At 69.6% G+C, this 23,961-nt stretch carries 22 protein-coding genes and 1 pseudogene; 13 read left to right on the top strand and 10 right to left on the bottom strand.

Features of this window, described 5'->3' with window-relative positions; translation table 11 throughout:
• Window positions 1-141 precede the first annotated feature (141 nt).
• Window positions 142-468: a histone-like nucleoid-structuring protein Lsr2 gene (locus ABZ806_RS38855; RefSeq protein WP_500223469.1), complete on the bottom strand. Its 327-nt coding sequence runs from the start codon at window positions 466-468 to the stop codon at window positions 142-144.
• Window positions 469-1,320: 852 nt separating this feature from the next.
• On the opposite strand from ABZ806_RS38855, the gene ABZ806_RS38860 reads away from it, so the two are divergent.
• The 11 genes from ABZ806_RS38860 to ABZ806_RS38910 all read left to right on the top strand — a co-directional run bounded on the left by ABZ806_RS38860 (window position 1,321) and on the right by ABZ806_RS38910 (window position 14,519).
• Window positions 1,321-2,154, top strand: coding sequence for a sigma-70 RNA polymerase sigma factor region 4 domain-containing protein (locus tag ABZ806_RS38860; protein ID WP_500223471.1), 834 nt, complete (start codon window positions 1,321-1,323; stop codon window positions 2,152-2,154).
• Window positions 2,155-2,491: 337 nt separating this feature from the next.
• Window positions 2,492-2,785, top strand: coding sequence for a pilin (locus ABZ806_RS38865; protein ID WP_500223473.1), 294 nt, complete (start codon window positions 2,492-2,494; stop codon window positions 2,783-2,785).
• Window positions 2,786-2,907: 122 nt separating this feature from the next.
• The gene (locus tag ABZ806_RS38870) at window positions 2,908-4,476 is read left to right on the top strand and encodes a TrbL/VirB6 family protein (protein ID WP_500223475.1); all 1,569 of its coding nucleotides are present in this window, start codon (window positions 2,908-2,910) and stop codon (window positions 4,474-4,476) included.
• On the top strand, window positions 4,473-5,438 hold the full coding sequence (locus ABZ806_RS38875) for a PrgI family protein (RefSeq protein ID WP_500223478.1): 966 nt from the start codon (window positions 4,473-4,475) through the stop codon (window positions 5,436-5,438). Before ABZ806_RS38870 ends, ABZ806_RS38875 begins: the two co-directional genes overlap by 4 nt.
• A complete protein-coding gene (locus ABZ806_RS38880) occupies window positions 5,435-5,857 on the top strand; it encodes a hypothetical protein (RefSeq protein ID WP_500223480.1) in 423 nt (140 codons plus the stop codon). The genes ABZ806_RS38875 and ABZ806_RS38880 overlap by 4 nt, the downstream gene beginning before the upstream one ends.
• Entirely contained in the window at window positions 5,854-7,659 is a 1,806-nt protein-coding gene (locus ABZ806_RS38885; protein ID WP_500223482.1) for a VirB4 family type IV secretion system protein, read from the top strand. Before ABZ806_RS38880 ends, ABZ806_RS38885 begins: the two co-directional genes overlap by 4 nt.
• A gap of 191 nt (window positions 7,660-7,850) precedes the next feature.
• On the top strand, window positions 7,851-10,112 hold the full coding sequence (locus ABZ806_RS38890) for a type IV secretory system conjugative DNA transfer family protein (RefSeq protein ID WP_500223516.1): 2,262 nt from the start codon (window positions 7,851-7,853) through the stop codon (window positions 10,110-10,112).
• A complete protein-coding gene (locus ABZ806_RS38895) occupies window positions 10,109-11,029 on the top strand; it encodes a replication-relaxation family protein (RefSeq protein WP_500223484.1) in 921 nt (306 codons plus the stop codon). The genes ABZ806_RS38890 and ABZ806_RS38895 overlap by 4 nt, the downstream gene beginning before the upstream one ends.
• A complete protein-coding gene (locus ABZ806_RS38900; protein WP_500223486.1) occupies window positions 11,020-12,039 on the top strand; it encodes a C40 family peptidase in 1,020 nt (339 codons plus the stop codon). Before ABZ806_RS38895 ends, ABZ806_RS38900 begins: the two co-directional genes overlap by 10 nt.
• A gap of 278 nt (window positions 12,040-12,317) precedes the next feature.
• The gene (locus ABZ806_RS38905) at window positions 12,318-12,812 is read left to right on the top strand and encodes a hypothetical protein (RefSeq protein WP_500223488.1); all 495 of its coding nucleotides are present in this window, start codon (window positions 12,318-12,320) and stop codon (window positions 12,810-12,812) included.
• Window positions 12,813-13,025: 213 nt separating this feature from the next.
• A complete protein-coding gene (locus tag ABZ806_RS38910; RefSeq protein WP_500223518.1) occupies window positions 13,026-14,519 on the top strand; it encodes an ISL3 family transposase in 1,494 nt (497 codons plus the stop codon).
• A gap of 39 nt (window positions 14,520-14,558) precedes the next feature.
• Here ABZ806_RS38910 and ABZ806_RS38915 read toward each other — a convergent pair whose 3' ends face one another.
• Window positions 14,559-16,829 (bottom strand): tyrosine-type recombinase/integrase, encoded by a 2,271-nt coding sequence (locus tag ABZ806_RS38915; protein ID WP_500223490.1) that lies wholly within the window; start codon window positions 16,827-16,829, stop codon window positions 14,559-14,561.
• 152 nt (window positions 16,830-16,981) lie between these two features.
• Window positions 16,982-18,205, bottom strand: coding sequence for a tyrosine-type recombinase/integrase (locus tag ABZ806_RS38920; protein WP_500223492.1), 1,224 nt, complete (start codon window positions 18,203-18,205; stop codon window positions 16,982-16,984).
• A gap of 237 nt (window positions 18,206-18,442) precedes the next feature.
• Between ABZ806_RS38920 and ABZ806_RS38925 the strand changes: the two genes are divergently transcribed.
• Window positions 18,443-18,628, top strand: coding sequence for a helix-turn-helix domain-containing protein (locus tag ABZ806_RS38925; protein WP_500223493.1), 186 nt, complete (start codon window positions 18,443-18,445; stop codon window positions 18,626-18,628).
• A gap of 183 nt (window positions 18,629-18,811) precedes the next feature.
• Here ABZ806_RS38925 and ABZ806_RS38930 read toward each other — a convergent pair whose 3' ends face one another.
• The 4 genes from ABZ806_RS38930 to ABZ806_RS38945 form a co-directional block, all read right to left on the bottom strand.
• Window positions 18,812-20,062 carry a cytochrome P450 gene (locus tag ABZ806_RS38930; protein WP_500223495.1) on the bottom strand — a complete coding sequence of 417 codons (1,251 nt, stop codon included), beginning with the start codon at window positions 20,060-20,062 and terminating at the stop codon, window positions 18,812-18,814.
• Window positions 20,059-20,283, bottom strand: a complete 225-nt coding sequence (locus tag ABZ806_RS38935) for a hypothetical protein (protein ID WP_500223497.1) — start codon at window positions 20,281-20,283, stop codon at window positions 20,059-20,061. The genes ABZ806_RS38930 and ABZ806_RS38935 overlap by 4 nt, the downstream gene beginning before the upstream one ends.
• Window positions 20,284-20,789: 506 nt before the next feature.
• The gene (locus ABZ806_RS38940; RefSeq protein WP_500223499.1) at window positions 20,790-21,299 is read right to left on the bottom strand and encodes a DUF6114 domain-containing protein; all 510 of its coding nucleotides are present in this window, start codon (window positions 21,297-21,299) and stop codon (window positions 20,790-20,792) included.
• The gene (locus tag ABZ806_RS38945) at window positions 21,290-21,967 is read right to left on the bottom strand and encodes a DUF6230 family protein (RefSeq protein ID WP_500223501.1); all 678 of its coding nucleotides are present in this window, start codon (window positions 21,965-21,967) and stop codon (window positions 21,290-21,292) included. The genes ABZ806_RS38940 and ABZ806_RS38945 overlap by 10 nt, the downstream gene beginning before the upstream one ends.
• A gap of 122 nt (window positions 21,968-22,089) precedes the next feature.
• On the opposite strand from ABZ806_RS38945, the gene ABZ806_RS38950 reads away from it, so the two are divergent.
• A complete protein-coding gene (locus tag ABZ806_RS38950; RefSeq protein WP_500223503.1) occupies window positions 22,090-22,686 on the top strand; it encodes a TetR family transcriptional regulator in 597 nt (198 codons plus the stop codon).
• A gap of 102 nt (window positions 22,687-22,788) precedes the next feature.
• Here the strand turns inward: ABZ806_RS38950 and ABZ806_RS38955 are convergent, their stop codons facing one another.
• The 3 genes and pseudogenes from ABZ806_RS38955 to ABZ806_RS38965 form a co-directional block, all read right to left on the bottom strand.
• Entirely contained in the window at window positions 22,789-23,118 is a 330-nt protein-coding gene (locus ABZ806_RS38955) for an ATP-binding protein (RefSeq protein WP_500223504.1), read from the bottom strand.
• Window positions 23,119-23,249: 131 nt separating this feature from the next.
• Window positions 23,250-23,444 (bottom strand): annotated as a pseudogene (locus ABZ806_RS38960) (Mu transposase domain-containing protein); the annotation flags it as partial.
• Window positions 23,445-23,478: 34 nt separating this feature from the next.
• Window positions 23,479-23,646, bottom strand: coding sequence for a hypothetical protein (locus tag ABZ806_RS38965; protein ID WP_500223505.1), 168 nt, complete (start codon window positions 23,644-23,646; stop codon window positions 23,479-23,481).
• Window positions 23,647-23,961: the final 315 nt, after the last annotated feature.

Consider the following 23,961-nt stretch of genomic DNA (forward strand, 5'->3'; position numbering starts at 1 on the left):
AACGACGCCCTTGCCTCCGGCTCGGAGTTAGCACCACCTCTTCCTCCAGGGGACTTTCACCCCCAAGCAATCGCCCATGCTGGGCGCACCATGCGTAGAGGGACCCACCCGGCATAGGTGGGTCCCTCTACGCGGGTCCGGCTAGTGAGCCGCTTCGTACTGCTCGATGACGTTGGCGGGAATGCGCCCGCGATCGTTCACCTTGATGCCGGCCGACCTCGCCCACTCGCGAATCTCGGCGCTGCGCTCCCGGCTGTTGGTGCTGCGAGCCGTAGCCTTGCCGCCCCTGACGGCCTTGAGTCGACGTCCCTTGTCCATGAACGGGTGAAGGGCGGTTCGAAGCTTGTCAGCGTTCTTCTCGCTGAGGTCGATCTCGTACGCCCTGCCGTCGATGGCGAACGCCACCGTCTCGTTGGCCTCGGCGCCATCGAGGTCATCTGTCATCCGAACTATGACCTTCTGAGCCATGCGTGCTTCCCCTCCATGTCGTGCTACTGAGTGCCCCTGACCGTAGCCGACTCCGGTGCGTAGTTGATCCGGAAGAGCAGCACCCCATTCTGGGTGTTCGACAGCGATCGCGTCTGGTCGACCGGTTGGTACGTCGTCGCTGATCGTCCCTGATATGTACTTCGCTGGCCATGATCGACTCGTCCGTTCTGCTGTTGCTCTGTAGGGGCTTGCCGACTTCCAGCGCGGGCAACGCATCGCCGGAGGAAGCGGCGAGGAGGTTTGCGCTGGGTTTTGGCCGATGGCCTCCGCGCGGGCTCCGATATGTCCGGCTTCTTTGCCGCGCCTCCGCAGCCAGTGGGCGCCATGAAGGCGATCGTCTCCGCCATGAACGCAGTCGAAGATCCGTCATACATCCTCCGATTTCCGTCTTGTCTGGATCGCTCCCCTTCGTGCTTGTCCACGTTCGCCTGCCGCGCTTTTCGGATCACGTCCGCACCGCTCTCGCCGACGGCGGCTCCTCCACCGACGAGCCGTTGCGAAGACGGGCAACCGCTCGCTTCCTCCGCAGGCAGCAGGGCCGCAACCGCTCGCCTCGGAGTTTTGATCTTTCTTGACGCGGTGCCCTCGTGTGCACGTGTTCATGCTGGTCAGCGGCGTTCTCAACACATGTGCGCGCTTGACCTCAGCGCGCTGACAGCATGTGCACATGATGAGCAGATCGCGTTTTCGCAGGTCACAGCGATTATGAGCAGATCATGAGCACATCCGGTCGAGGGTGCTTGCTGATGATCTGCTCATGATCTGCTCATGGGCTCTGCCGAGATGTCGGTGACCGATTCACCGACCGACCTCTCGGGGGTTCACATGACCATGACCAGCACCGTTCCCGCCGCCCGTTCGGCCGATCGCTCCGACCGGGCGCCCCACCGCCCCGGTGCTGAGGCCGGGCACGTCCTGGCCGTCGCGGAGACGACGTTCGATCTGCTGACGCGCGGCCCGGCTCCGCTGTCGGTGGACGGCGCGGCCCTCGGGCACGGGCTGCCCGCCCGCGAGATCGCGCTCGATGAACTCCGGGCGATCCTGCTGCACCCGTCCACCGGGCACGCCGCGCGCGACGCCGTGTGGAAGACGTTGGTGCGGCGCGCCCGCCACCAGGGCCCGTCCTGGGTCATCGGGTGCGTCGGGGTCGCGCTGCCTGGCCTGAAGGCGATCGTGCGGGACAGGCTGCGCGGCCTGGACAACGAGCCGGGGGCCGGCACCTGGCGGGTGGCCGGTGATCTGCTGTCGGCGTTCTGCGAGGCGCTGCACCAGGTCGATCTGGAGCAGCCGCGGATCGCGCAGCGGCTGGTGTGGCGGTCGGCCAAGGCCGTCGAGCGCGCCTACCGTGCGCGCGTGCAGGTGGTCCCGGTGGACCCCTCCAAGCTGGCGAACAACGACCGATCGTCGCTCTCGTCGGACGACCACGTGGACCTGCTCATGGACTCGGCCGTCCGGCAGGGCGTCATCACCGCGGTCGACGCCGAGATCATCACCATGACCCGGCTGGACGGCATGTCCCCTGCCCGCCTCGCCCAGCAGCTCGGCATTTCCTATGCGGCGCTGGTGAAGCGCCGTAGCCGCGCGGAGAAGCGCCTTGTCGTCGCGATGCGTGACGGGGGTCTGCGGGACGACTTCGAATCGCTGATGTCCCAGCCGGGTGCGTGAGCTGTCCGGTTACTAGGTGAAAGCAACCCCGGGGTTGAAGACGGGCTCGGGCCGGATGGTCACCCGGTCCCCATCCGTCAGACCGTCCGCCGAGTGCCCTTGCCGAAGGAGGACACCCGCAAGGCCCGGCCCGTCTTCACCCCGTGGTTTCTCACCGTCCGTCCGGTGGCGATCGCCGCTGTTTCCCGTTCGCTGCCTCGTCGCATGCCTGGAGGGCTGCCCGTTGAGCGTCCGTCCGTTGTCCGACCTTCTTCCGTCCCGCCGGCCAGAGGTGAGCCGAGGACGTCTCGCCGCTGCGGTTGTGCTGTGGTGTGTTGGTGTCTTGGTGTGCGGCCTGGTGCTCGCCGCGACGCTGGCCGCAGCCGCTGAGGCGCACGTCATCTCCGCTCCGCCGGACAATGCCCGTCTTCAGCAGGTCATCTCCAACCTGCGCAACGTCATCGTCGGTCTGCTGGTCGCGCTGGCCACGTTGTTCGCCACGATCGGCGGAGTCCGGTATCTGCTGGCCGGTGGCGACCCCGGCGAGGCCGAGGCCGGGAAGCGCACGCTGCGCAATGCCGCCATCGGTTACGGCATCGCCGCGCTCGCCCCGGTTCTGGTGGAGGTCCTCAAGTACATCGTCGGGTCCTGACCGTGCGCGTTCGGATACCAAGGTTTCGAGGAGGGCCGGTTGTCGTCGCCACTGTGCTCCTAGCCGGGGCCTGTGTGATGACTCTTACCTCGCGCACCTCCGCCGAGGCTCATCCGGACACGGTGGCCGCGAGCGCCGTCTCGGCGGTCGGCCCGACCGTCGCGCCGTCCGACCCTGTGGATCCGGATGACGGCACCTCCAACGGCGACCAAGGCAGCGGAGAGGACGAAGGGGACGAGCAGGACTGTTCCTGGGTTGACCTTCCCTGTCGAACCACGCAGGCGATAACCGGTTGGTTCCAGTCGCTGGCCCGCAGCGCCCTCAAGCCGACACTCGGCTTTCTTGCCGATACGCAGCTCGCCACTCCTGAGATTGGCTCGTCCTCGATGAAACAGGCCGAACAGATCTGGGCGACATCGCGGACGATAGCAAACACCTGCTTCATCCTGATGGTAATGATCGCCGGAGTCATGCTGATGTCCGGTCAAACACTTCCCGGGGCGAGCATGCCCGGACCGGCGATCATACGTCTGGTGGCCGCGTTCATCGCGATGAACACCAGCCTCATATTGATCGGTTACGGCATCCAGTTCGCCAATGGCTTGGCGCGGTCGATATTCATGACCGGCGCCGACCAGATCGACCCGGACCAGGCGGGACGCCTATTCGCCGAAGGCGTGGAAGCTTCCATCGCCACACAGGGTCACTTCTTCGCCATTCTCATGCTGGTGGTCGTCGTCTTGGCGTGCATCCTGGCCTTCGTTTACGTGATGCGGCTGGCGATCATCATGGTTCTCATCGGCATAGCACCGATAGCGCTCATGTTCCACGCGCTTCCTCTTACCGATGGGCTGGCCCGGTTGTGGTGGCGCGGGATCACCGGCGCATTGGCGATTCAGGTCTGCCAGTCCTTCGTGTTCATCACCGCCCTGCGGCTGCTGCTGACTCAGCATGGCGACAACCAACCCGCCTTCGCCATGCCGACCGATCAGGCGGAACTGGTCGACATGCTGCTGGTGATCGCACTGCTGTACATCCTGACCTGCATTCCCCGATGGGTCGCCCGAACCGTCTGGCAGCCAACTCAACCGCGCATGCTGAGCCAACTCGTCAAGTCGTTCGTCGTCTACAAGGGCGTCGGGGCCGCGATGGGAGTTGCCGGTAAGGCCATACGTGGCGGACGGGGAGCCCGCGCCGCCACCACGGCCGCCGGGCGCGGCCGTCCCCGTCCGGGTGGAGGTGGGCCGCGCTGGCACGGCGGCCCACACGGCGGCCCCCACGGCGGCCCGTCGGACGGTCCATCCGGTGGACCAGCGCCGCGTCCCGGTCGCGGCCCCGGCCATGGCCCCCAATGCCGCCAACCGCGCGGCCCTGACCGGCGGCACCGTTCCCGCCCCGGTCCGGCGAACGGGGCCCGTAGCGGCACGCACAGCGCCGCGCACGGCGGTCCCGGGACCCATCACCGGGCCGGACACGGCGCGGCCCCCAGGGGCACGCCGCACCGGCCGCACGTCCCGCCCGTCCCCGGTCGGACGGGTGCGGGCGGACCGGCCCGGCCGCACCCGCGCATCGCGGCACAACCGCCGACCCGGCCCTACCGGCGCGCCGAAGCCCCACATCGTCCGGCGCCGCGCAGGTTTGTGCGGCTCGACCCGCCCCGCCACCGGCGCCATGGCAGGAGGAACCGTTGAACGACGATCACGAGCCGCTGTCGGCGCGTATCCCGGCCGACGTGGAACAGCCAGACAAGATCATGTACGGGCTCACCACGCGCCAGCTCGCCATCCTCGCCGCGACCGCGGTGATCGCTGCGACGGTGTTCGTCGGCATCTCGCCGTTGCTGCCGGTCGCTGTCACGGCGGGGCTGTGCTTCCCGCTGGTAACAGCCGGATGCGCGATGGCACTCGGCCGCCGCAACGGCATGGGCCTGGACCGGTTCGTCCTGGCCGCCCTGGACCACCTTCGCCAGCGACGCACACTCGTCGCAGCGCCCGAGCCGATTCCCCAGGCCCCGGCCTGGTGCAGGGTGCGAGGCCGGCTGCCGGGTGCCCTGCGGTTCCCGGTCCGCGCCGTCCGCCAAGACGGCGTCATGGACCTGGACGGCGAGGGGACGGCTGCGCTGGTGCGGGCGGGGACGATCTCGTTCGGGCTGCGCACGTCCACCGAGCAGGCCGCGCTGGTCGGGTTCTTCGGACGGTGGCTGAACTCGCTTGAGGCCCCGGTGCAGATCTTGATCCAGGCCCGTCCGGTCGATCTGTCCGACCTCGCCGCGCGGGTGGCAGAGGCCGCGCCCGGTCTGCCGCACCCAGCGTTGCGGCGAGCGGCCGAAGACCACGCCGCCTACCTCGACGAACTCGGCGATTCACGCACGCTGCTGGTGCGCGAGGTGCTCATCGTCGTGCGGGACCAGCCCGTCCCTGGTGCGGGACGTCGAGGTCGCGCACGCCAGGCGAGCGCCGTCGTCGTCGCCCGCCGCGCCGTTGAAGCCGTCCGGACGCTGGCCGGGTTCGGTGTTACGGCCGAAGTCCTGGACGCCGATGCCTGCGTGCGCGTGCTGTCGGACGCGTTCTCACCCGGCCACCAGCGGCCCGCCCCGCCCGCCGACCTAGACCAGCCCATCACCGCCCACATCACCGAAGGAGCCTCGCAATGACGCACACCTTCCGGCGCCGGCAGCGACCGGCCGCCAACGAACTGGCCGACGGGCTCCGCCGCTACGCGCAAGGCACCTGCGGCGAACTCGCGGCGGTCGAGCTGCTGATCGTTCACCGGTTCTGGCTGACCCGTGCCGACTTCCGCTCACAGTTCATCGAGCGCGACACCGCCCCTAACGCCCGTGATGGCGTGCTCGCCTGGGTGAATTGGGACCAGGCCGTCATCGCGCTTGCCTGTGGGCGTCTGGTGTGCTCGGCGGGCGAGGCCGCCGTCCTCCAGATCGCCGCCGCGCTGGCCACCGGCGGCGCGTTCCCCGCCTCGGCACTGGGCAGCCTCGATCGCGAAAACTTCGCCCACGTCCTGACCGCAACCGTGCAGGCCAGCGGCCACCGGGCCGTCCAGGTGGTGATCCGATGAAGCTGCCCGCACTCGCCCACGCTGCCCGCGCTCCGGCAGCGTCCGCCGAGGGAGATGATCGGGACCAGCGGGTCGGGCTTGGTGATCTTCTCGCGCCCGCCGCGCTCCGCGTAAGCGCATCGTCGCTGGAGATGGCGGACGGCTGCTGCGCGTCGTTCGCCGTCACCGGATATCCGCGCGAGGTCGGCGCCGGCTGGCTGGAACCGCTGCTCACCTACCCCGGACGCCTCGACGTCTCCCTGCACATCGAGCCAATCCCGCCGATGGTCGCCGCCCAACGGCTCCGGCGTCAGCTCGCCCGCCTGGAGTCCAGCGCCCGCGCCAATGCCGAGGCGGGCCGACTTGCCGACTTCAGCGCCGAGGCCGCCGCCGACGATGCCGCCGACCTGGCTTCGTCCCTGGCGCGCGGAGACGGCCGCCTGTTCCGCGTCGGCCTCTACCTCACCGTGCACGCCTGGGGCACCGAGGAACTGGACGCCGAGGTTCAGCAGGTGCGGGCCCTAGCCGCGTCCCTACTGCTGGACGCACAGCCGACCACATTCCGCGCCATGCAGGGCTGGGTCTCGACTCTCCCGCTCGGGACGGACGCGATCCGGCAGCGCCGCACCTTCGACACCAGCGCACTTGCCGCATCGTTCCCGTTCGCGTCCCCGGACCTGAACGCGCCAGCCGGCTCCAACGAGGTGCTGTACGGGGTCAACGTCGCCAGCTCCGGCGTCGTCGTATGGGACCGGTTCGCCCAGGACAACCACAACTCCGTCGTCCTGGCCCGGTCCGGCGCGGGCAAGAGCTACTTCACCAAGCTCGAAGCGCTGCGGCTGCTGTACCACGGCGTCGAGGTATCAGTGATCGACCCGGAGGACGAGTACCGGGCCCTGGCCGAGACGACCGGCGGTACCCATCTGGGCCTCGGCGCGAAGGGCGTGGCGTTCAATCCGTTCGACCTGCCCACCGACCAGGGCGACGACACGCTGATTCGCCGCGCCCTGTTCACCCAGACGCTCGTCGCCGCGATGCTCGGCGAGGCCCTGACGCCCGCCGCGCGACCCGTCCTGGACCGCGCCGTCCTTGCCGCTTACGCCGCGAGGGGCATCAACTCCGCCCCTTCCACCTGGACGCGTCCGGCGCCGCTGCTGGCCGACCTGGTCGAGCAACTCGCCATCAGTTCCCATCCCGAGGGCGAGGCGATCGCCGAACGGCTCACGCCGTACGTCGCCGGGTCCTACAAGGAGCTGTTCGCGCAGGCCACGACGACCCGTCCGGACGGGCATCTGGTGGTGTTCTCGCTGCGGGACCTGCCCGAGGAGGTCAAGTCCGTCGGGGTGCTGCTCGCGCTGGACGCCATCTGGCGCAAGGTCGCCAACCCCGCCGACCGCCGCCCCCGCCTCGTCATCGTCGACGAGGCATGGATGCTGATGAAGGAGGCAGAAGGCGCCCGCTTCCTCTACCGGCTCGCCAAGTCCGCACGCAAGCACTGGGCCGGGCTGACCGTCGTCACCCAGGACGCCGCCGACCTGCTCGCCTCCGACCTCGGCCGCGCCGTCGTCGCCAACTCCGCCACCCAGATCCTGCTCCGCCAGGCACCTCAAGCCATCACCGCCGTCGGAGACGCATTCGCCCTATCCGAAGGCGAGCGCGCTTTCCTCCTATCGGCCGAAAGAGGCGAGGGCCTCTTGTGCGGTGGAAGCGCCGGCGACCGGGCCGCCTTCGCCGCTATCTCCTCACTCGCCGAACACAAGGTGATCACCACCGACCCCGCCGAGCTGCTGGACAACGACGGCCTGGAGACCGACCCCCTATGACCTCGACCAGCGATGTCCCTGAGTGGACGCACATATTCGACCAGGCCGGACGCATCCCCGTACTGGTCGCCCAGTACGGCCCGACAGCCGCTCTCGCGACCGGAGTCGCCGTCCTTGCCTTCCGGTTCGCGCGGGCTACGGTGCAGCGCTGGCAGGCGCGACGGTTCGCGCGCGACGCCCGTTTGATCACTGTGTCGGTACCGCCCCAGATCGATCCGGCCAGTGCGCCCGCATGGTGGGCCCACCAGACCGGCCTGCTCGCCCCGGCATGGAAGCGCTGGATCTTCGGTCAGCCGTACTTGGCGTTTGAGTACGTCGCCAGCGCCGCTGGGGTACGGGTACAGATCTGGGTGCCCGGGGCAGTGCCGCCCGGGATGGTCGAGGAGACGATCCGGGCTGCCTGGCCAGGTGCCACCACCAGGACCCGTGCCACCGCGCCGCCCCTCCCGCCGTCCATCCCAGCGGCCGGAGGCCGTCTCGTGCTGTCACGCGAGGACTCCTATCCGCTGAAGACCGATCACCACGCCGACCCGATCCGCTCCCTACTCGGCGCGGTTTCCGGGCTCGACCAGGGCCAATGCGCCGCCGTCCAGGTCCTCGCCCGCCCCGTGACGGGCCGACGTCTTGCGCGCGCCCACCGCGTCGCGTCCAGGCTCAAAGGCGGGAACCCGGCCACGTCGCGAGGCTTCTTCTTCGACCTGCTCACACCCGGCACACGCACCAGTCACCCTGGCTACCCAACCGGTGCCGCTCACGCGAGCGTGCACCCGGAACGGGCCGAGCAGGTCCGCGCGATCCTGGCCAAGGCGACGCAACAGCGGTTCGAGGCCGACATCCGTTACGCCGTCGCCACACCCGACACCACCAACGCCGACAAGTGGCTGCGCGGACGAGCTCACGCCCTAGCATCGGTCGCCGCGCTATACGCGTCCGGCCACCAGCACCTACGCCGCCGCAGGCTCCGAGACCCGGCCCTCACCTTGGCCGAGCGCCACTTGGGACGCGGCTATCTGCTGGGCACCGCCGAACTGGCGGCCCTCGCGCACCTGCCGCTCGATTCGGACGCGCCCGCGATCACGCGCGCCGGTGCCCGACCGGTCGCCCCGTCCCCGGACGTGCCTGCCAGCCCCGACACCCCGCACGGGGCCGCACGGGTGCTGGGCGACGCCGACGCAGGCCACGCCCGCCCCGTTGCGATGCCGGTTATCGGGGCACGCCAACACGTCCACGTCCTCGGACAGACCGGCGTCGGCAAATCCACCCTGCTCGCCTCACTCATCCTGGGTGACGCCCACGACGGCCGCGGCGCTCTGGTCATCGACCCCAAGGGCGACTTGATCGCCGATGTCCTGGACCGGCTTCCGAGCCGCATGGCAGGCCGGACGGTGGTGTTCGACCCGTCCGACCCGGCACCGCCGCCCTCGGTCGGGATCCTGTCCGGCCCTGACCCGGCGTTCGCGGTGGACTCGGTCGTGTCGATCTTCCACCGCTGCTTCCGCTCCTCATGGGGGCCGCGCCTGGACGACCTATTGCGCTCGGCCTGCCTGAGCCTCATGCGTGCCCACGGCTCCCGCGCCACCCTCGCCCAGATCCCACAACTCCTCACCGACTCGGCTTTTCGTGCCCGCGTGGTCGGACGGCTGTCGGACGATCTTCTACGCGGCTTCTGGGCCGGCTACGACGAGCTGTCACCGGCTGGGAGGGCGGCCGCGATCGGGCCCGTGATGAACAAGCTCCGCGCCGTCCTACTCCGTCCGTTCGTCCACCACGCCCTCTCGGCGACCGGATCCACCGTCGACCTGGCCCGGCACCTCGACCACGGCGGCCTCGTCCTGGCCCGCCTCCCCAAGGGCGTTCTCGGCGAAGACGCAGCCCGCCTCATGGGATCGCTCCTGCTCGCGCACACCTGGCAAGGCGTCACCCGCCGCGCCGCACTGCCCGAGGACGAGCGGCCGGACTCGGCCGCCTACATCGACGAGTGCCACAACTTCCTCAACCTGCCCGGATCGGTGTCCGACATCTTGGCCGAGGCCCGCGGGTACCGGCTCTCGCTCGTCCTGGCCCACCAGCACCTGTCCCAACTGCCCAAGGACCTGCGCGACGCGGTCTCGGCCGACGCCCGCAACAAGATCTACTTCGCGGCCTCGCCCGAGGACGCGAGCGACCTCGCCCGGCACGCCGGTCCCGTCCTGTCCGCGCACGATCTCGCCCACCTGGGCGCCTACCAAGCCGCTGGACGCCTGGTCACCGCCGGCCAGCCGACCCAGGCATTCACCTTCCGCACGCGCCCGCTCCGTGACCCGGTCCCCGGCCGCGCCGACCACATCCGCGCGGCCTCCCGCCAACGCTTCACACCACGCGTGACGACGACCAAACCCACCACCAGAAAAGGCGGGCCGCCGTCCGACCCGCGCGCCGAGAGCCCAACCACCGAGGGGAGCCAGCCGCAGTGAAGAAAGTGATCCGCCAGCGCCGGACGGCCAGCACACCCAGACGAGCGACACCCGAACTCTTCCTCGAACTCCGCGCACGGCTCACCGACCGCGACCAGGCAATCCTGGAGCTGGTCTGGGAACACCGCGTCCTCACCACGCACCAAATCGCCGCCATCTTCTTCACCACGCCCGGCAAGGCCCGCGACCGGCTCCTGCAACTGTTCCGCCTCAAGGCCCTAGAACGCTTCCAACCCTGGGTCCCCGTCGGAGCAGCGCCCTATCACTGGGTCCTCGGCCCCTTGGGCGCCCATCACCTGGCCGCCCATCGCGACACCACCCTGTCCGGACTCGGCTACCGCCGCACCACCGCACTCCAGATCAGCCATTCCCGGCACCTGGCCCACCAGGTCGGCGTCAACGAGTTCTTCACCCAACTTCACACCCACGCTCGCCACACGCCCGGCGTCCACCTCGACAAGTGGTGGCCCGAGCGCCGCTGCACCCAACTCTGGGGAGACCTCGCCCGACCCGACGCCTATGGCCGATGGACCGAAACCACCCATGGAGCCCAGGGATCGGCAACGGTCGATTTCTTCCTCGAACACGACACCGGCAGCGTCACCCTCGCCAAAGTCGCCGCCAAGCTCAACGGCTACGAGGCCCTTACCGAGGCCACCGGCATCACCACCCCAGTCCTGTTCTGGCTGCCCAACGCCCGCCGCGAAGCCCACCTCCGCGCCCTGCTGGGAACACCACCTATCCCGGTCGCCACGGCCGTCCACACACCCGCCGACACCACCGGCGGCCCCGCCGGACCCGTATGGCTACTGGCAGGACAGGACGGCCCCCGCCACCGATTGACCGACCTGGCCACCGCATCGCCACCACCGCCCGGCACCGGCCCCGACAGGACGGAGGACACCGGTTGCCGCTAATCGCGCTCCTGGTCGCCTTCGTAGTGCTGGCGGTCGTCCTCATCGGTGCCGTTACCGGCTCCACGCCCTCACCCGACGCATGCCGACAGCAAGCCACCGGGCCACCAGTCGCCGGAATCCCCGCCACCTACCTCGCCCTATACCGCGAGGCCGGTGCCGACTACGGCATGCCCTGGGAGATCCTCGCCGCTGTCGGCTCCATCGAGTCGGACCACGGACGTTCCAAAGCCCCAGGTGTCCAGTCCGGTGAGAACCACGCCGGTGCCGGTGGTCCCATGCAGTTCCTATCCGGCACCTGGGCCAGCTTCGGCGTCGACGGCAACCACGACGGCAAGAAAGACCGCTACGCCCCAGCCGACGCCATCCCCGCCGCCGCCAACTACCTCCGCCACAACGGCGCCCCACCCAAGATGCGCGCCGCGCTCTTCGCCTACAACCACAGCAACACCTACGTCGACGACGTCCTCAACCGCGCCCGCAACTACAAGAAGACGCCCACCACCCGGAGCACCCCGACGGAGGCCACAACACCTCCGGCCGAGTGCGCCGAAGCCGCCGCCATCACCGCACCCAACGAGACCATCGCAAAGATCATCGCCTTCGCCATGGCCCAACGCGGCAAGCCCTACGTCTTCGGCGCCACCGGCCCCGACGCCTGGGACTGCTCAAGCCTCGTCCAAGCCGCCTACGCAGCCGCCGGCCTCACCATCCCACGTACCACCTTCACCCAATGGCCCTTCGGCGTCCGCGTACCCAACAACCAAGCCCAACCCGGCGACCTCGTCTTCTTCAACTCCGGCCCCGGCACCTCCACCAACAACCCCGGCCACGTCGGCCTAGTCATCGGCCACGGCCAAATGATCGCCGCCCGCTGCTCCACCTGCCACCCAGCCATCGGCGTCGAGCCCTACCACCGCCCCGACTGGACCGGCACTACACGCCCCCTCCTCCGCCTGACAAACACTTCCAACCGAGACCAGCCGCTCCCCGGGGATGACCATCAGCCCTGAAACATCCACGTCTTCGGGTAGACGGCTAGCGAGAGCTCGAGTCCAGGCGGGACGGCCGCCACCTCCCCACCGGCCTCCTCATGAGCAGGGTCGTTGCCCAGGGCGGCCTCGCCGCCGCACGGAGAAGGTTCCCGCCGCGGGGATACAGCGGCGAGCTCACGCCGACCTTGCCCTTGACACGCGAGGTGGCGGTCAATGACGCCCGGTTCCGTCCGGAACCGGACCACCGGCACGCGGGGACACCCCGTCCCCGCACCGCCTAGCCGAAGGAGAACGCCATGGCGCACACCGACCGCCCTCACGACACTCAGAAGGCACCAACCGCGCCCGACCACCTCGCCCGGGAGGTCGCACGGCTGGTCGAACCGCTGACCCAGGCCAGTCTGATCAGCCCCGAGGACGCCGAGGTCACCCTTGACCTGCACCTCGGACAGGTCGGCGCCCTGCCCTTCCGCCCTGGCCTGACGCCCGACCACCGAGCCTGGGCCGGACGCCTCGCCTGGGCCGCCCTCATCCTCTACCCCCACACCCCGCCCTCGGTGGGGTTCCCGGTTGCTGAGGAGCGCCTCGCTCGCGACGCCGCTGACGCCAAGGCGTACGCCTTCCACGCGACGCTCTTCACCACCCAGGCATGGCGCGAAGGCGGCACGTTCCAGCTCGTCGACCATATCGGCCCAGACGACCCGGGCGTCTTCTGGATCAACCTCGCTGACGAGTCCGTCCACGGAGACCTCGAGCCCTACCGAATCCCTCTTACCGACATGACCAGCTGAACAAGAAGGGAACAGCACCCGGACCACGGGGCGGGGACCTACTGATTCCAAGAATGAGAAGCGGGATCTGGCCCACATTTCGTGACGAATACCGGTCCGTAGCTGGGTGGTCACGGACGATCATGTTCCGGGTGTGGAGATCATGATCTGAGCGTCCTGTTCCCTCATCTGGCCGAGGTCGAGGTCGAGCGCATCGAGCAGGTGGCTGACCTGGTGCAGATTCTGGCGCGGACACGGCCGCCGGTGGTGACGTGCCCGAGCTGCGGGTTTGCCTCATCGAGAGTGCACAGCCGGTATCGGCGGCGGCTGGCCGACACGGCGGTCGGCGGTCGGCGCACGGTGATCGTGCTACAGGTTCGGCGGCTGTTCTGCCAGGAACCGGGCTGCGAGCGGCGGACGTTCGTCGAGCAGGTTCCCGGCCTGACCGTCCGGTATGGCCGCAAGACCACCCTGCTGATGGAGTTCCTGCGCGCCATCGGGGTCGCGGCCGCCGGCCGGGCGGGCAGCCGGCTGGCCCGGGCACTGCACGCGATGGTCGGCCGGTCGACGCTGCTCCGGCTGGTCATGTCGATCCCAGATCCGCCGGCCGATACCCCGCGGGTGCTCGGGGTCGACGATTTCGCGATCAAACGCGGCCAGAACTACGGCACCGTGCTCATCGACTGCGAGACCGGGGCGCCACTGGAACTGCTGGAAGGTCGTGAGGCCGCCGTCCTGGCGGACTGGCTCATCTCCCATCCCGGCGTCGAGGTGATCTGTCGGGACCGCTCGGGCTCCTACGCCGATGGCGCGCGCGCCGGAGCACCGGAGGCGATCCAGGTCGCCGACCGGTTCCACCTGTGGCAGAACCTCGCCAAGGCCGTCGAACGATGCGTCGCCGCGCACCGCTCCTGCCTTCGTGCACCCGAGCCCGAGCCTCCGGCCGCTTCCAGCACCGAGCCCGAGCCGACGCCACCCGCAGAGCCGGAGCCGACCGGGAAGTTCGCCGAGCGCGCCCGCCGGCATCACGCGATCGTGCATGACCTGCTGGCCGAGGGGCACCCGATCCGAGCGATCGCGCGGCATCTGGGCTGGGGACGGCACACCGTGCAGCGTTACGCACGCGCCGCCACCTGGCAGGAGCTGGTCGACGGGCGCTGGCAGGCCCCGCGCGCCAGCATGCTCGATCCGTTCAAGCCCCACCTGCACCAGCGCGTCGACGCAGGCTGCGGCAACTTCCGGCAGCTGTTCCGGGAGGTCAGCGCGCTCGGCTACACCGGCAGTTACTCCACCGTCCGTGACTACCTCGCCGAGCACCGCCCGGCCAAGACGCCCCTGGCCCCGCCTGCGCCGACCGTCCGCCAGGTCACCGGCTGGCTCACCCGCCATCCCGACTCGCTCACCGAGGACGAACGGCCCCAGCTCAAGGATCTGCTGGAACGCTGCCCCGAACTGGACGCCGCCCGCGGCCACGTCCGCAGGTTCGCCACGATGCTCACCGACCTGTCCGGCCAGGATCTCCGTCAATGGATCGACGACGTCCGAGCCGCCGGGCTGACCGGCTTATCGTCGTTCGCCAACGGCCTTGAGCAGGACCTTGACGCCGTCATCCAGGGCCTGACCTGTCGCTGGAACTCCGGCCCCGTCGAAGGCCGCGTGAACCACATCAAAATGATCAAGAGGCAGATGTTCGGGAAAGCCGGGCTGCCGCTGCTCCGAATTCTCTGAACTTGATCTCGATTGCCTTCTCGGTCACTGCTGGGTTGTTCAGCGGCCAGGAGGGGCAGCTGGGATACCCAGGTGGACAGGTCTTGCGGCGGGTGAGCGGCGGTCCATCTGGGTGAGTTTGTCCTCGGCTCCGGCGAGGCTGACCTTGAGCCCCTCGACCTCGCCGAGCCAGCCCTCGCGTTCGGCTTCGGCGATCCGGGCGAGGAGGTTGTCGCGGATCTCCACCAGCCGGTCATGCTGGGCGGGGTCCGGCCAGAGCAGGGCGCAGCGGACGCAAGCGTGCTCATGGATGCAGGGTGTGGAGAAGGTGCGGCCGCAGGTGCCGATGGAGACCTTGCGTCGTTCGAAGTGGCCGAGGAACTCGGTCCACTCCTCGTCGGTGGGGACGCGATACTCGTTAGTGGGGCGCAGGGCCCGGCGGCGGGACAGGAACGCCAGGTGGGACTGGATGGCCTCGTCGGGGTAGACGGCCTTGTAACCCATCGTGACGTTGATGTCGCGGTGCCCGGCGATGACCTGGGCGATGTGCGGCGGCAGTCCGTTGAGGACAGCGTCGGTGATGAACAGGCGCCGGAAGTCGTGGGGCGTGTAGGTGAGAGGCCCCCCGTTGACCGGGTCGGTCAGCCCGGTGTCGGCCAGCGCCGCCCGGATCATCTTGCGGATGGTGCCGTGGCTGATCGCCCGGTTCTCGGTGCCGAATCTTCGCTGGAACAGGACCGGGGCTGGTGGCCTCCATAGCCGTTCGTGCCAGTCGTAGGCCGGGACCAGGGGGACGGCACCGGTGTCGTCGCGGGCCCGGACGATGATGGTGGACAGGACGTCGGCGAGTTCGGGGCTGACGACCAGTAGCCGCTCGGCGTCGGTCTTGGACGGCGCGATCTGCAGCAACGGCACGATCTCACCGGTCGTGGGCAGCCGGTATTGGACCAGGCTGTGATGAGTGATCTCTATTAGTTCCTCGATGCGGACGCCGGTCATGCGCAGCACGTTGACGGCGGCCCAGGCCCAGAACGCGTATTCCTCCTCGCCCCGCAGGTCACGGCGGCTGCCGGCAGGATCCTGGACCAGCAGCTTCCCGGTCCAGGCGCCAAGGCGAGTCAACTGCTGTCCGTCGATGGTGATGCTGTGACCTGGTGCGATGTCTTGCGCGGCCGCCAGAAGCCTGGCCGCCATGTGGCGCCGCCGCTCGACGGTGGCGACCAGCACCGGGAGGACCGGGAGGCGTTCGCGGGTCCGGGCGTCCATCCGGGCCTTGTGCTGGCGCTTGACCTTGCGATGCTCGACGTCGTTGCGGCCGACCGGGCTGGGAGCGACCCAGTGCGCCCAGCGTGCTGGATCTTCCAGGGCCCACTGCGCCAGGTCGAGGTAGAAGCTTCGAACCTTGACCAGGCACTCGCGGTAGGAGATCCGTGGAACCGCCTCGCCGGCGTCGTCGCCGGGCCGCTCCTTGACCAGCAGCCGCTTCCGCCAGCTTGCGGCGATCTCCGGCGGCAGGTCGAGGGTGTCGATGCCGGGATGGTGGAGTTCCAGGTCCTTCCAGAATCGTCTGGCGAGGTAGTAGGACAGGTCGTTCAGGCTGTTGTAGTCCAGGCTCGGCTGCCGCTCCTTCAAGTAGTTGACCAGCAGGTCCCGGACCGGGCGGCAGGCCAGCTCGTAACGGTCGACCAGCAGCTCGGGCGTCAGCTGCCCGCCGGTGCGCAGTTGGCGGAACCGCAGCGGGGCCTGTTCGCCGAGGAAGCCGAGGTCACGCAGGGTCTGGTAGAACACCGGGACGCCGCGCGGCCAGGCGGCCGACAACTCGGTCTCGGTGTCCACCAGCTGCAGTACGTCCCCGACGGTGATGTCGTCCAGAGTGCCGCCTTTGGCTGCGACGATCACCGCGGCGCGTTGCGCGGCCAGCCGCGCCGCCAACGCTGTGATCCCAGGAACGCCGCGACAGTGCGCGTGCAGCTTGGCGAACCCGTCGGGATCACGTTCCAGAGCCAGTCCGGCGGCGAGCTCGGACTTGATCGCAGGAACCGACACCAGCCAGCGCAGCGTGGGGCGCAGCACGTCGGCGAAGATCAGCACGAGCAGCGCAGAGGACAACTCGGACGGGAGCCACTGCGACCGCTTCCCGTGTCCGGCGAGCCAGGCGATCGGCTCCTGCCGCCACGCCGCGCCCAAAGACTCGGCGCCGCTGCTGATCCACTGCTGCTGCCAGGTGTCGCCCCGCTGGTCGGCAAGCCAGTCCAGCAGGTGCCGAAGACCTCGGACACGCTTGGCCTGAACCAGCGGGTTGTCGATCACGAACACGTCGGCGGTCGCCAACCGCATCGCCTGTTGCCGGTCACACCCGGCCCGCGGCCAGTCCACCGCGGCCTGGCGGGGCGGGAAGCGTTTCCGCATCGCCTCCCGTCCCAGCCGCGGTCCGCTTGAACGCGCCGCGGCCGGAACGGCCACCGTTGCCGGGGCCGGAGTGGTCACGAGGTCGCCTTGCCGAACAGCACGTCCAATGCCTCTGGCCGATAGCCCGGCGCTGGCGGCGGGGCGGTTCGCGCGGCTGCCTGCCGGGTCTGCTCGGCGTGGTGGACCAAAACCCTGCGGATGACATCCTCCTTGCGCGGGGTCAGGTAAATCTGCGTGGTCGTCAACTGAGCGTGACCGAGGACGAATTGGACATCGGTGAGCGGAAGCCCGGGATCCTCGGCCATCCGGTAGGCGGCGGTGTGCCGCAAAGCGTGCAAAGTCGCCGTGCTCCCGGCTGCCGCGTTCACGCGCTCGAACATCCGGTGAACGGCGTGGTAGGTCAGCGGGCGGCCGGGCCGGCGCAGTGTCCACCACAGCGGCAGCCGGCTCCCCTTCAGGATCAACTCGTCCATCTGCACCTGGTAGAGCCGCAGCCACACGAACGCGTCCGTGGACGCCGGAAGCTCCGCGACCTCGCCGCTCCCCTTGCGGATCACCGAGATCACCTGTCGGCCGGGATCGATCCCGCCCTGTGTGGCCGATAGCAACTCCGAGGCCCTGGCCCCGGTGGAGACGTAGAAAGCGACCAGCGCCCGGTCCCGGTGTGACGGCAGCCGGGCGAAGATTTCATTGAACTCCTCATCCGGGATCGAGCGAGGGACCCGGCTGGGAATCCGCGGCCGGTAGAGCCCGGACCGCTCGTCCCGGAACTGCTCCATCGGGCTATGGTGCGCATTCGCCCGACCTTTGCGCCGTGTGCGCACCAGCGGAAACGGATTGATCAAGACCGGGCCGGAGGCAGCGGCCAGGTGGAAGTCATAGAAACAGCGCAGCACCGTCTCGCTATGCGCGCGCACCGACGCCGCGTACGGCACTCCCGAAGCCGTCGGCGCAGCAGCGTCCGTGCTCCGCCAGTGCGACCGGATGGGTTTGCCCGCGACCAGCAGCCAGCGGCTGAAGTCCCGCGCCTCGGCCCGCGTGGCCCGCTCCCACGACACTCCGATCGCCCACAGGAACCGGAACCAGCGCAGCAGGTCCAGCCCATAGGAGCGCACCGTGGCCGGGCTGCGCCCGGCCGCCTGCAAGTCACGGAAGAACAACGCCACCGCCTCGACAGCCGCTCCGTCACCATCAACCAGCCGGTACGGCTCCCACCGATCGCCAGTAGCGACCAAAGACCCGGCTGACGGAACGACTAATGACCCGAGATCCCGCTGCACTTCCCCATCGAAGTCCACGGGCAGCGACTCTAAAGCAGCTACCCGCACACGTCCTCTGATCTGCGAAAACAGCGCTCCTGGTTCAGTCAACAGGTAAACGAGTCCTCCTCACCGCCCAGGCCAGGTGATCCTCCGGGCGGGTCAGTATCGATCACGAAATGTGGGCCAGATCCGAGAAGCGGCCCCATCTTCGGGCGAGTTCTGGCCCCAGTTGACGATCTTGGCGGACTGGGCCACCTGCGCACCCGTGAGGGGATGGCGCTGGCCAAGAAGAACGGCAAGCTCAAGGGCAAGCAGCCCAAACTGCCCGAGTCCGCGCGGCGGTTGATTCGCCGCCGCTACGCCGAGGGCGAGGTGTCACTGGCCGACCTGGCGACCGAGTACAGCGTCGGTCGCTCCACCATCCACCGCGTCATCCACGGGCAGGGAACCCCCGGGTAGAACACTGTTCACACCCGCTCCGCCCTCACTGTTGATGTCGGCCGCTGATGCCGAAGACGGCGGGCCGGGCCGGTCGTGGGTGGCCGGCCTTGGCGCGGATGGTGAGCAGGTTGCTGGCTTTTGGGCGGGCAGGGCTGGGGGTGGCCGCGCCGTTGCGCGGGGTTGCGGAGGGCGCGGCCCGGGTCACGGGTGGAGGGTGAGGGGTAGGTGGGCCAGGCCGCGCAGGGCGATGCCGGGGCGTCGTTGGGGTTGCGTCGGCCGGGTGATGGCGACGTATGCGGGGCTGAGGAGGTGTTCCAGGACGATCTGGGTTTCCAGGCGGGCCAGGTGCGCGCCGAGGCAGAAGTGGATGCCGGAGGCGAAGGACAGGTGGGCGGGTTCGGGGCGGGTGATGTCGAGGGTGTCGGGTTGTGCGACGAGGTCGGGGTCGTGGTTGGCCGCTCCGAGGAGCATCACGATGACCTGCCCGGCTTTGAGGTGGGTGCCGGCGAAGTCGGTGTCGTGCAGGACGGTGCGGGCGTCGAGTTGGACGGGTGAGTCGTAGCGCAGGAACTCCTCGACCGCTGTGGGGATGAGGGCGGGGTCGGCGCGCAGGGCGGCTTGCTGGTCGGGGTGGTCCAGGAGGGCGTGCAGGGTGTTGCTGAGCAGGTTGGTGGTGGTCTCGAACCCGGCGCCGAACAGCAGCAGCGACGTGGAGATCATCTCCTGTTGCGACAGGCGTGTCTGTTCGGGTGCGGTGGCCATCCGCGACAGCAGGTCTTCGTGCGGGTCGGCTCGTTTGGCGGCGAGGAGGTCGGTGAAGTAGGCGACGAGGTCGGCTTCGGCCGCGGCGGCGGCGGTGATGGCCTCGGGGTCGGCGGCGGGTTCCAGGAGTGCGACCATCTGGCGGACTTTCGGGGTGAAGGCCATCCGGTCGGCTTCGGGGACGCCGAGCAGGTCGGCGATCACGTTGACCGGCAGTGGCAGGGCGAGGGTGTCGACGAAGTCGCCGCCGGACCGGCGGGCGAGTTGGCCGAGGTGTTTGCGGGTGCGGGCTTCGATGGAGGCCCGCAGGTCCTGGATGTGCCGGGTGGTGAACACCGATCCGACCGAGCGGCGCAGCCGGGTGTGTTCGGGCGGGTTGGCGAACAGCATGCTGTGCCCGAGCCGCCCTTGGGCCTGGCGCTGTTGTTCGCTGGCGCCGCCGGGGAGTCCGAATCCTGCCAGTTCGTTGCCCTTGCCGAACGAGCGGTGCCGCAGCGCCGCGTCGCACTCGGCGAACCGGGTCAGCACCAGGGTGCCGTCTCCGGTGAGCAGTACCGGCGCGGTCTCGCGCAGCCGCCGGTAGGCCGGGTAGGGGTCGTCGCGGGGGGTCAGGAAGATCTCGAAGAACAGCTGCTCGGCGGCCGGATCGCTGGTCGCCGTGCCCAGGGCCGTGCCGTTCGGGGATGTCATGAGGGGGTCCCGTCGTCGAATTGGCCGATGGCCTCCCAGACGCAGTCTCCCGCTGGGCCGGTCGCGGTGAGCCGTGCCCAACTCTGTCCGGCCTCCACGGAGGCCAGCCGCGCCACCAGCAGGTAGGGCAGGCCCGCGGCCGGACACTGCGTCCAGGTCAGCCAGATGCCCCGCAGCCGCAGCGGCGCTTCGATCAGCGACCCCAGGTGCGTGAGCGTCACCGCGCACGCGCTCATCACCGCGCCGGGCTGCGGTTGGTCGGCTGGGCCGCCGGGCAGCACGGCCAGTGCCCAGACCTCGCCGCCGACCGCCCTCCATGCCAGTGATCGGGGTGCGTGGGGTGGATCTGATGGGGGAAGCGGTTCGCGCCAGACCAGACTCTGTATCCCATCCATACCCCCACCATTTGACACTCAAGCCCTCTATGTCAATGACGAGAACACAACTGTTCTGACTGTCAACCCGTCCATCGCTCGGGGTTTGCGGACACCGGGGTTGTTGCAGTCATCGGTGTCAGCACCCGGCAAGCCGTACAGTCGCGCGGCTGGATGCCCGGGCACACCCTCCAGCCACAAGGGGTACCGGTCAGAACCGCGTCACGGGCGTGTTCGCCCCCCGGTTCGATCTGCCCCCGGGTTCGGTCTGCCCACCGGGGTCGTCTGCGGGGCCTGGCGGGCTGTGTGGTGTGAACCTGGTCCCGGCGGGCGCCTCCGCCGGGACCAGGGGTCTATGGAGTGTGCGGGTGGTGCGGCTGCTGGGTGGAAGGTTCACCGGAGGCCGGGTCGGCGTCTCCGGTGGAAGGCCGGGTGGCGTGTTCGGTGGCGGGTTCGGTGGCGGGTTCGGTGGCGGGTTCGGTGGCGGGGGTCCAGGCGAAGGCGAGGGAGCCGCCGGTGAGGGCGAGGAGCATGCCGATCAGGAAGCCGCCGAAGTTGGTGTAGAGGAAGGAGGCCAGGGCGGCCAGGAGGATGATGACGCTGAGCAGGGTGTGGTGGCGGGGCTGGTACCACAGCAGCAGGCCGGTGGTGGTGATGATGCCGCCGAGCAGGAACCCGGCCAGGCCCGCGGTGCCGGGCAGCGACAGCACGGTGTACAGGTCGGCGGGCAGCAGCAGGATGGCCGCGCCGCCGGTGGTGGTGAGCAGGCCGCCCCAGAAGGGTCGGCTGCGGCGCCAGGACCGCCAGCGCCGCCAGTGGGTGCGCAGGCGGCCGGTGAGCGGGGTCGCGGCGTTCAGAAGCATTCTTTGACGTCGCCTCCCATGGTCATGTCGATCCCGGCGAGTTTGAGTCCGCTGGCGGTGACCCAGCGGACCTGGCCGTGGATGCGCAGTTTGAGGTTGGTGCCGGTGATGGGCAGGGTGCCGGGCGGGCCGGTCTGGACGGGGATGTCGCCCAGGCCCTTGACGGGAGTGGTGCCGCCGCGGCCCAGGGCGATACCGCCCCCGACGACCTCGACGTCATCGATGGACTCCAGGGCCAGCTGGAGTTCATCGAGCTGGAGCCGCTGCCCGGGTTGAGTGGTGATGCGCAGCACCCGCGAGCCCAGCGGGCTGGACACCTTGCCGGAGGCGCAGATGCCCTCGGCCCAGGTGTCGCGCAGCGCCAGGGCGACCACGGTGCGCCGGTCGCCGTCGCGGGTCTGGAAGAACCGGGGGAAGGACCCGCCGGCGTTGGTGGACAGCCGCTGGATGGTCAGTTTGATGTTGGTCTTGCCCTTCAACCCGGCCGAGACCGGCAGCGCGCCGCGCAGCACCCCGACGACCATCACCGCGACCACACCCAGGACCGGAACCAGGACCGCGGCGAACCTCCTCCACCGGGTCCGCCCCGCAGCGGCGGCGGGACTGCTGACGCGCGGGGTGTCCAGCGGAGCGTGGCGGCGCCGCCACAGCCGGTCGATGAATCTCACCCCGCCACCTTTGACAATCAGCCACGACTTGTCAATGCCACGCACATCATTGATTGAAATGTCCCCGGTCGGGGTCGAGGGGTGTCCGGCCACTGGACACCCGGCTTGTTACTGTCGGCGGCGTGAACACTCACGTCCCGGCCGACTTCCAGACCCGCGTGCGCCACCAACTCCGCAGCGACGCCCTGGACGCCGCGTTCGCCCTGATGACCGACCAGGGCTGGTCGGCGGTCACCATGACCGCGGTCGCCGCGGCCGTCGGAGTCAGCCGCCAAACCCTCTACAAGGAGTTCTCCTCCAAGGACCAGATCGGCCAAGCCCTGCTCATCCGCGAAGCCGAACGCTTCATCGACGGCGTCGCCGCGCACGTCGCCGCGCACGACGACGTCGCTTCCGCGATCGAGGCCGCCGTCCGCTACACCCTCGACCAGGGCGCCACCAACCCGCTGCTACGCACGATCCTGTCCGGCGACCGCGGCGGCGACACCCTCCTGCCCCTGGTCACCACCGACTCCCAGCCCCTCATCGCCCTGGCCGGCCAGGTCCTCAGCCAGCACATCACCGCCCGCGCCCCCGGCCTGGACGACGAAGACATCGCCGCGACCGCCGACGCACTGGTCCGCCTCACCGTCAGCCACCTCCTGCAACCCCTGGACGACACCGGCACCACCGTCACCCGGCTGACCCGCCTGGCCACCCGCAGCCTCGGCCTCCCCTAAAACCTCGAACCACTCCGGCCCTGCGGCCGGTGCACCATGAATAGCCGATGTTGACCGGGTCGGCGGTGGCGGCGGCCATTCAGGAAGTGCTGGTTCCGGTGGTCAGGACGAGGCTGTGGCTTGCTGGGCCTGGGTGCGGCTGAGGCGGTAGGACTGGGTGCCGGTCTCGATGATGGTGGCGTTGAAGGTGAGCCGGTCGACCATCGCGGCGCAAAGACGCGGATCGGTGAACGTTCTCGTCCAGCCGCCGAAGGACTCGTTGGAGGCGATCGCGACACTGGCGGTCTCTTCCCGGTCGGCCAAAACCTGGAACAGCAGGTCAGCGCCGCGTTTGTCGAGTTCGAGACAGCCCAGCTCATCGATGCAGAGCAGGTCGACGCGGCCGTGGCGGGGCGATGGCCATCGCCGTGCACCTTGCGGACCGCCGCCCACCAGGCGCCGTGCGCCGGGAACTTCCCGGCCGCCTGCGCCTGCTCCAGGGCCGTCGCTCCAGGCAGCGCCCCGGGTTTGCGCAGCAGCACCTCCAGGTAGTGATCCAGCTCCAGCCGGCAGCCGTTCTTGGCGACCAGCCGCTCGTGCCGGGCCACCAGGTCGGCGCCGTCGAAGACCAGCAGCTCATCGGAGTGCAGCAGCACCCGGACCCGGCGGCCAACCAGATACACCGGCACCGAGTACCGGTTGGCTCGCACGCAGATCTGCGCGCGCCGGTCCACCCCGGGCCGGAACTCCCGGCCAGTCTGGAACGGCTCATCCGGCAACGGCCGCAGCAGCGGCTGCTCAGTGGCGAAGTACTCAGCCGGGGCCTGCCTGCCTGCGAATTTCCGGACGGCGGACCGCGACGTAGTTGCAGACGGTGGAGTAGGAGATCCCCTCCAACTCATGCTCGGCTACCAGCCGGCCGAAGATCCGCTTAACCGTGTGCCGCTGTTTGCGCGGCGCGTCCAAGTTCGCCCACAACATCCGATCGATCGCGGGGTTTGAAGGGATCCAGGCGGGACCGCCGCGGCGGCATCCGCTTGCGCGGTTTGGGCCAGGCCGAGGTCAGTGCCTCCCGCACAGTCGGCCGATGCACCCCGTACTTGTGGGCCAACGCGCGGACGCCCAAGCCTTCAAGCCGCGCGTCCCGCCGGATCGCGGCGAACAACTCCACCTTGACGGACGGCGCGCACGGGCCCCGGCCACGGACGGCGCGCACGGGCCCCGGCCACGGACGGCGCGCACGGGCCCCGGCCACGGACGGCGCGCACGGGCCCCGGCCACGGACGGCGCGCACGG

It is taken from the genome of Spirillospora sp. NPDC047418, assembly GCF_040643275.1.
Classification (GTDB): domain Bacteria; phylum Actinomycetota; class Actinomycetes; order Streptosporangiales; family Streptosporangiaceae; genus Spirillospora.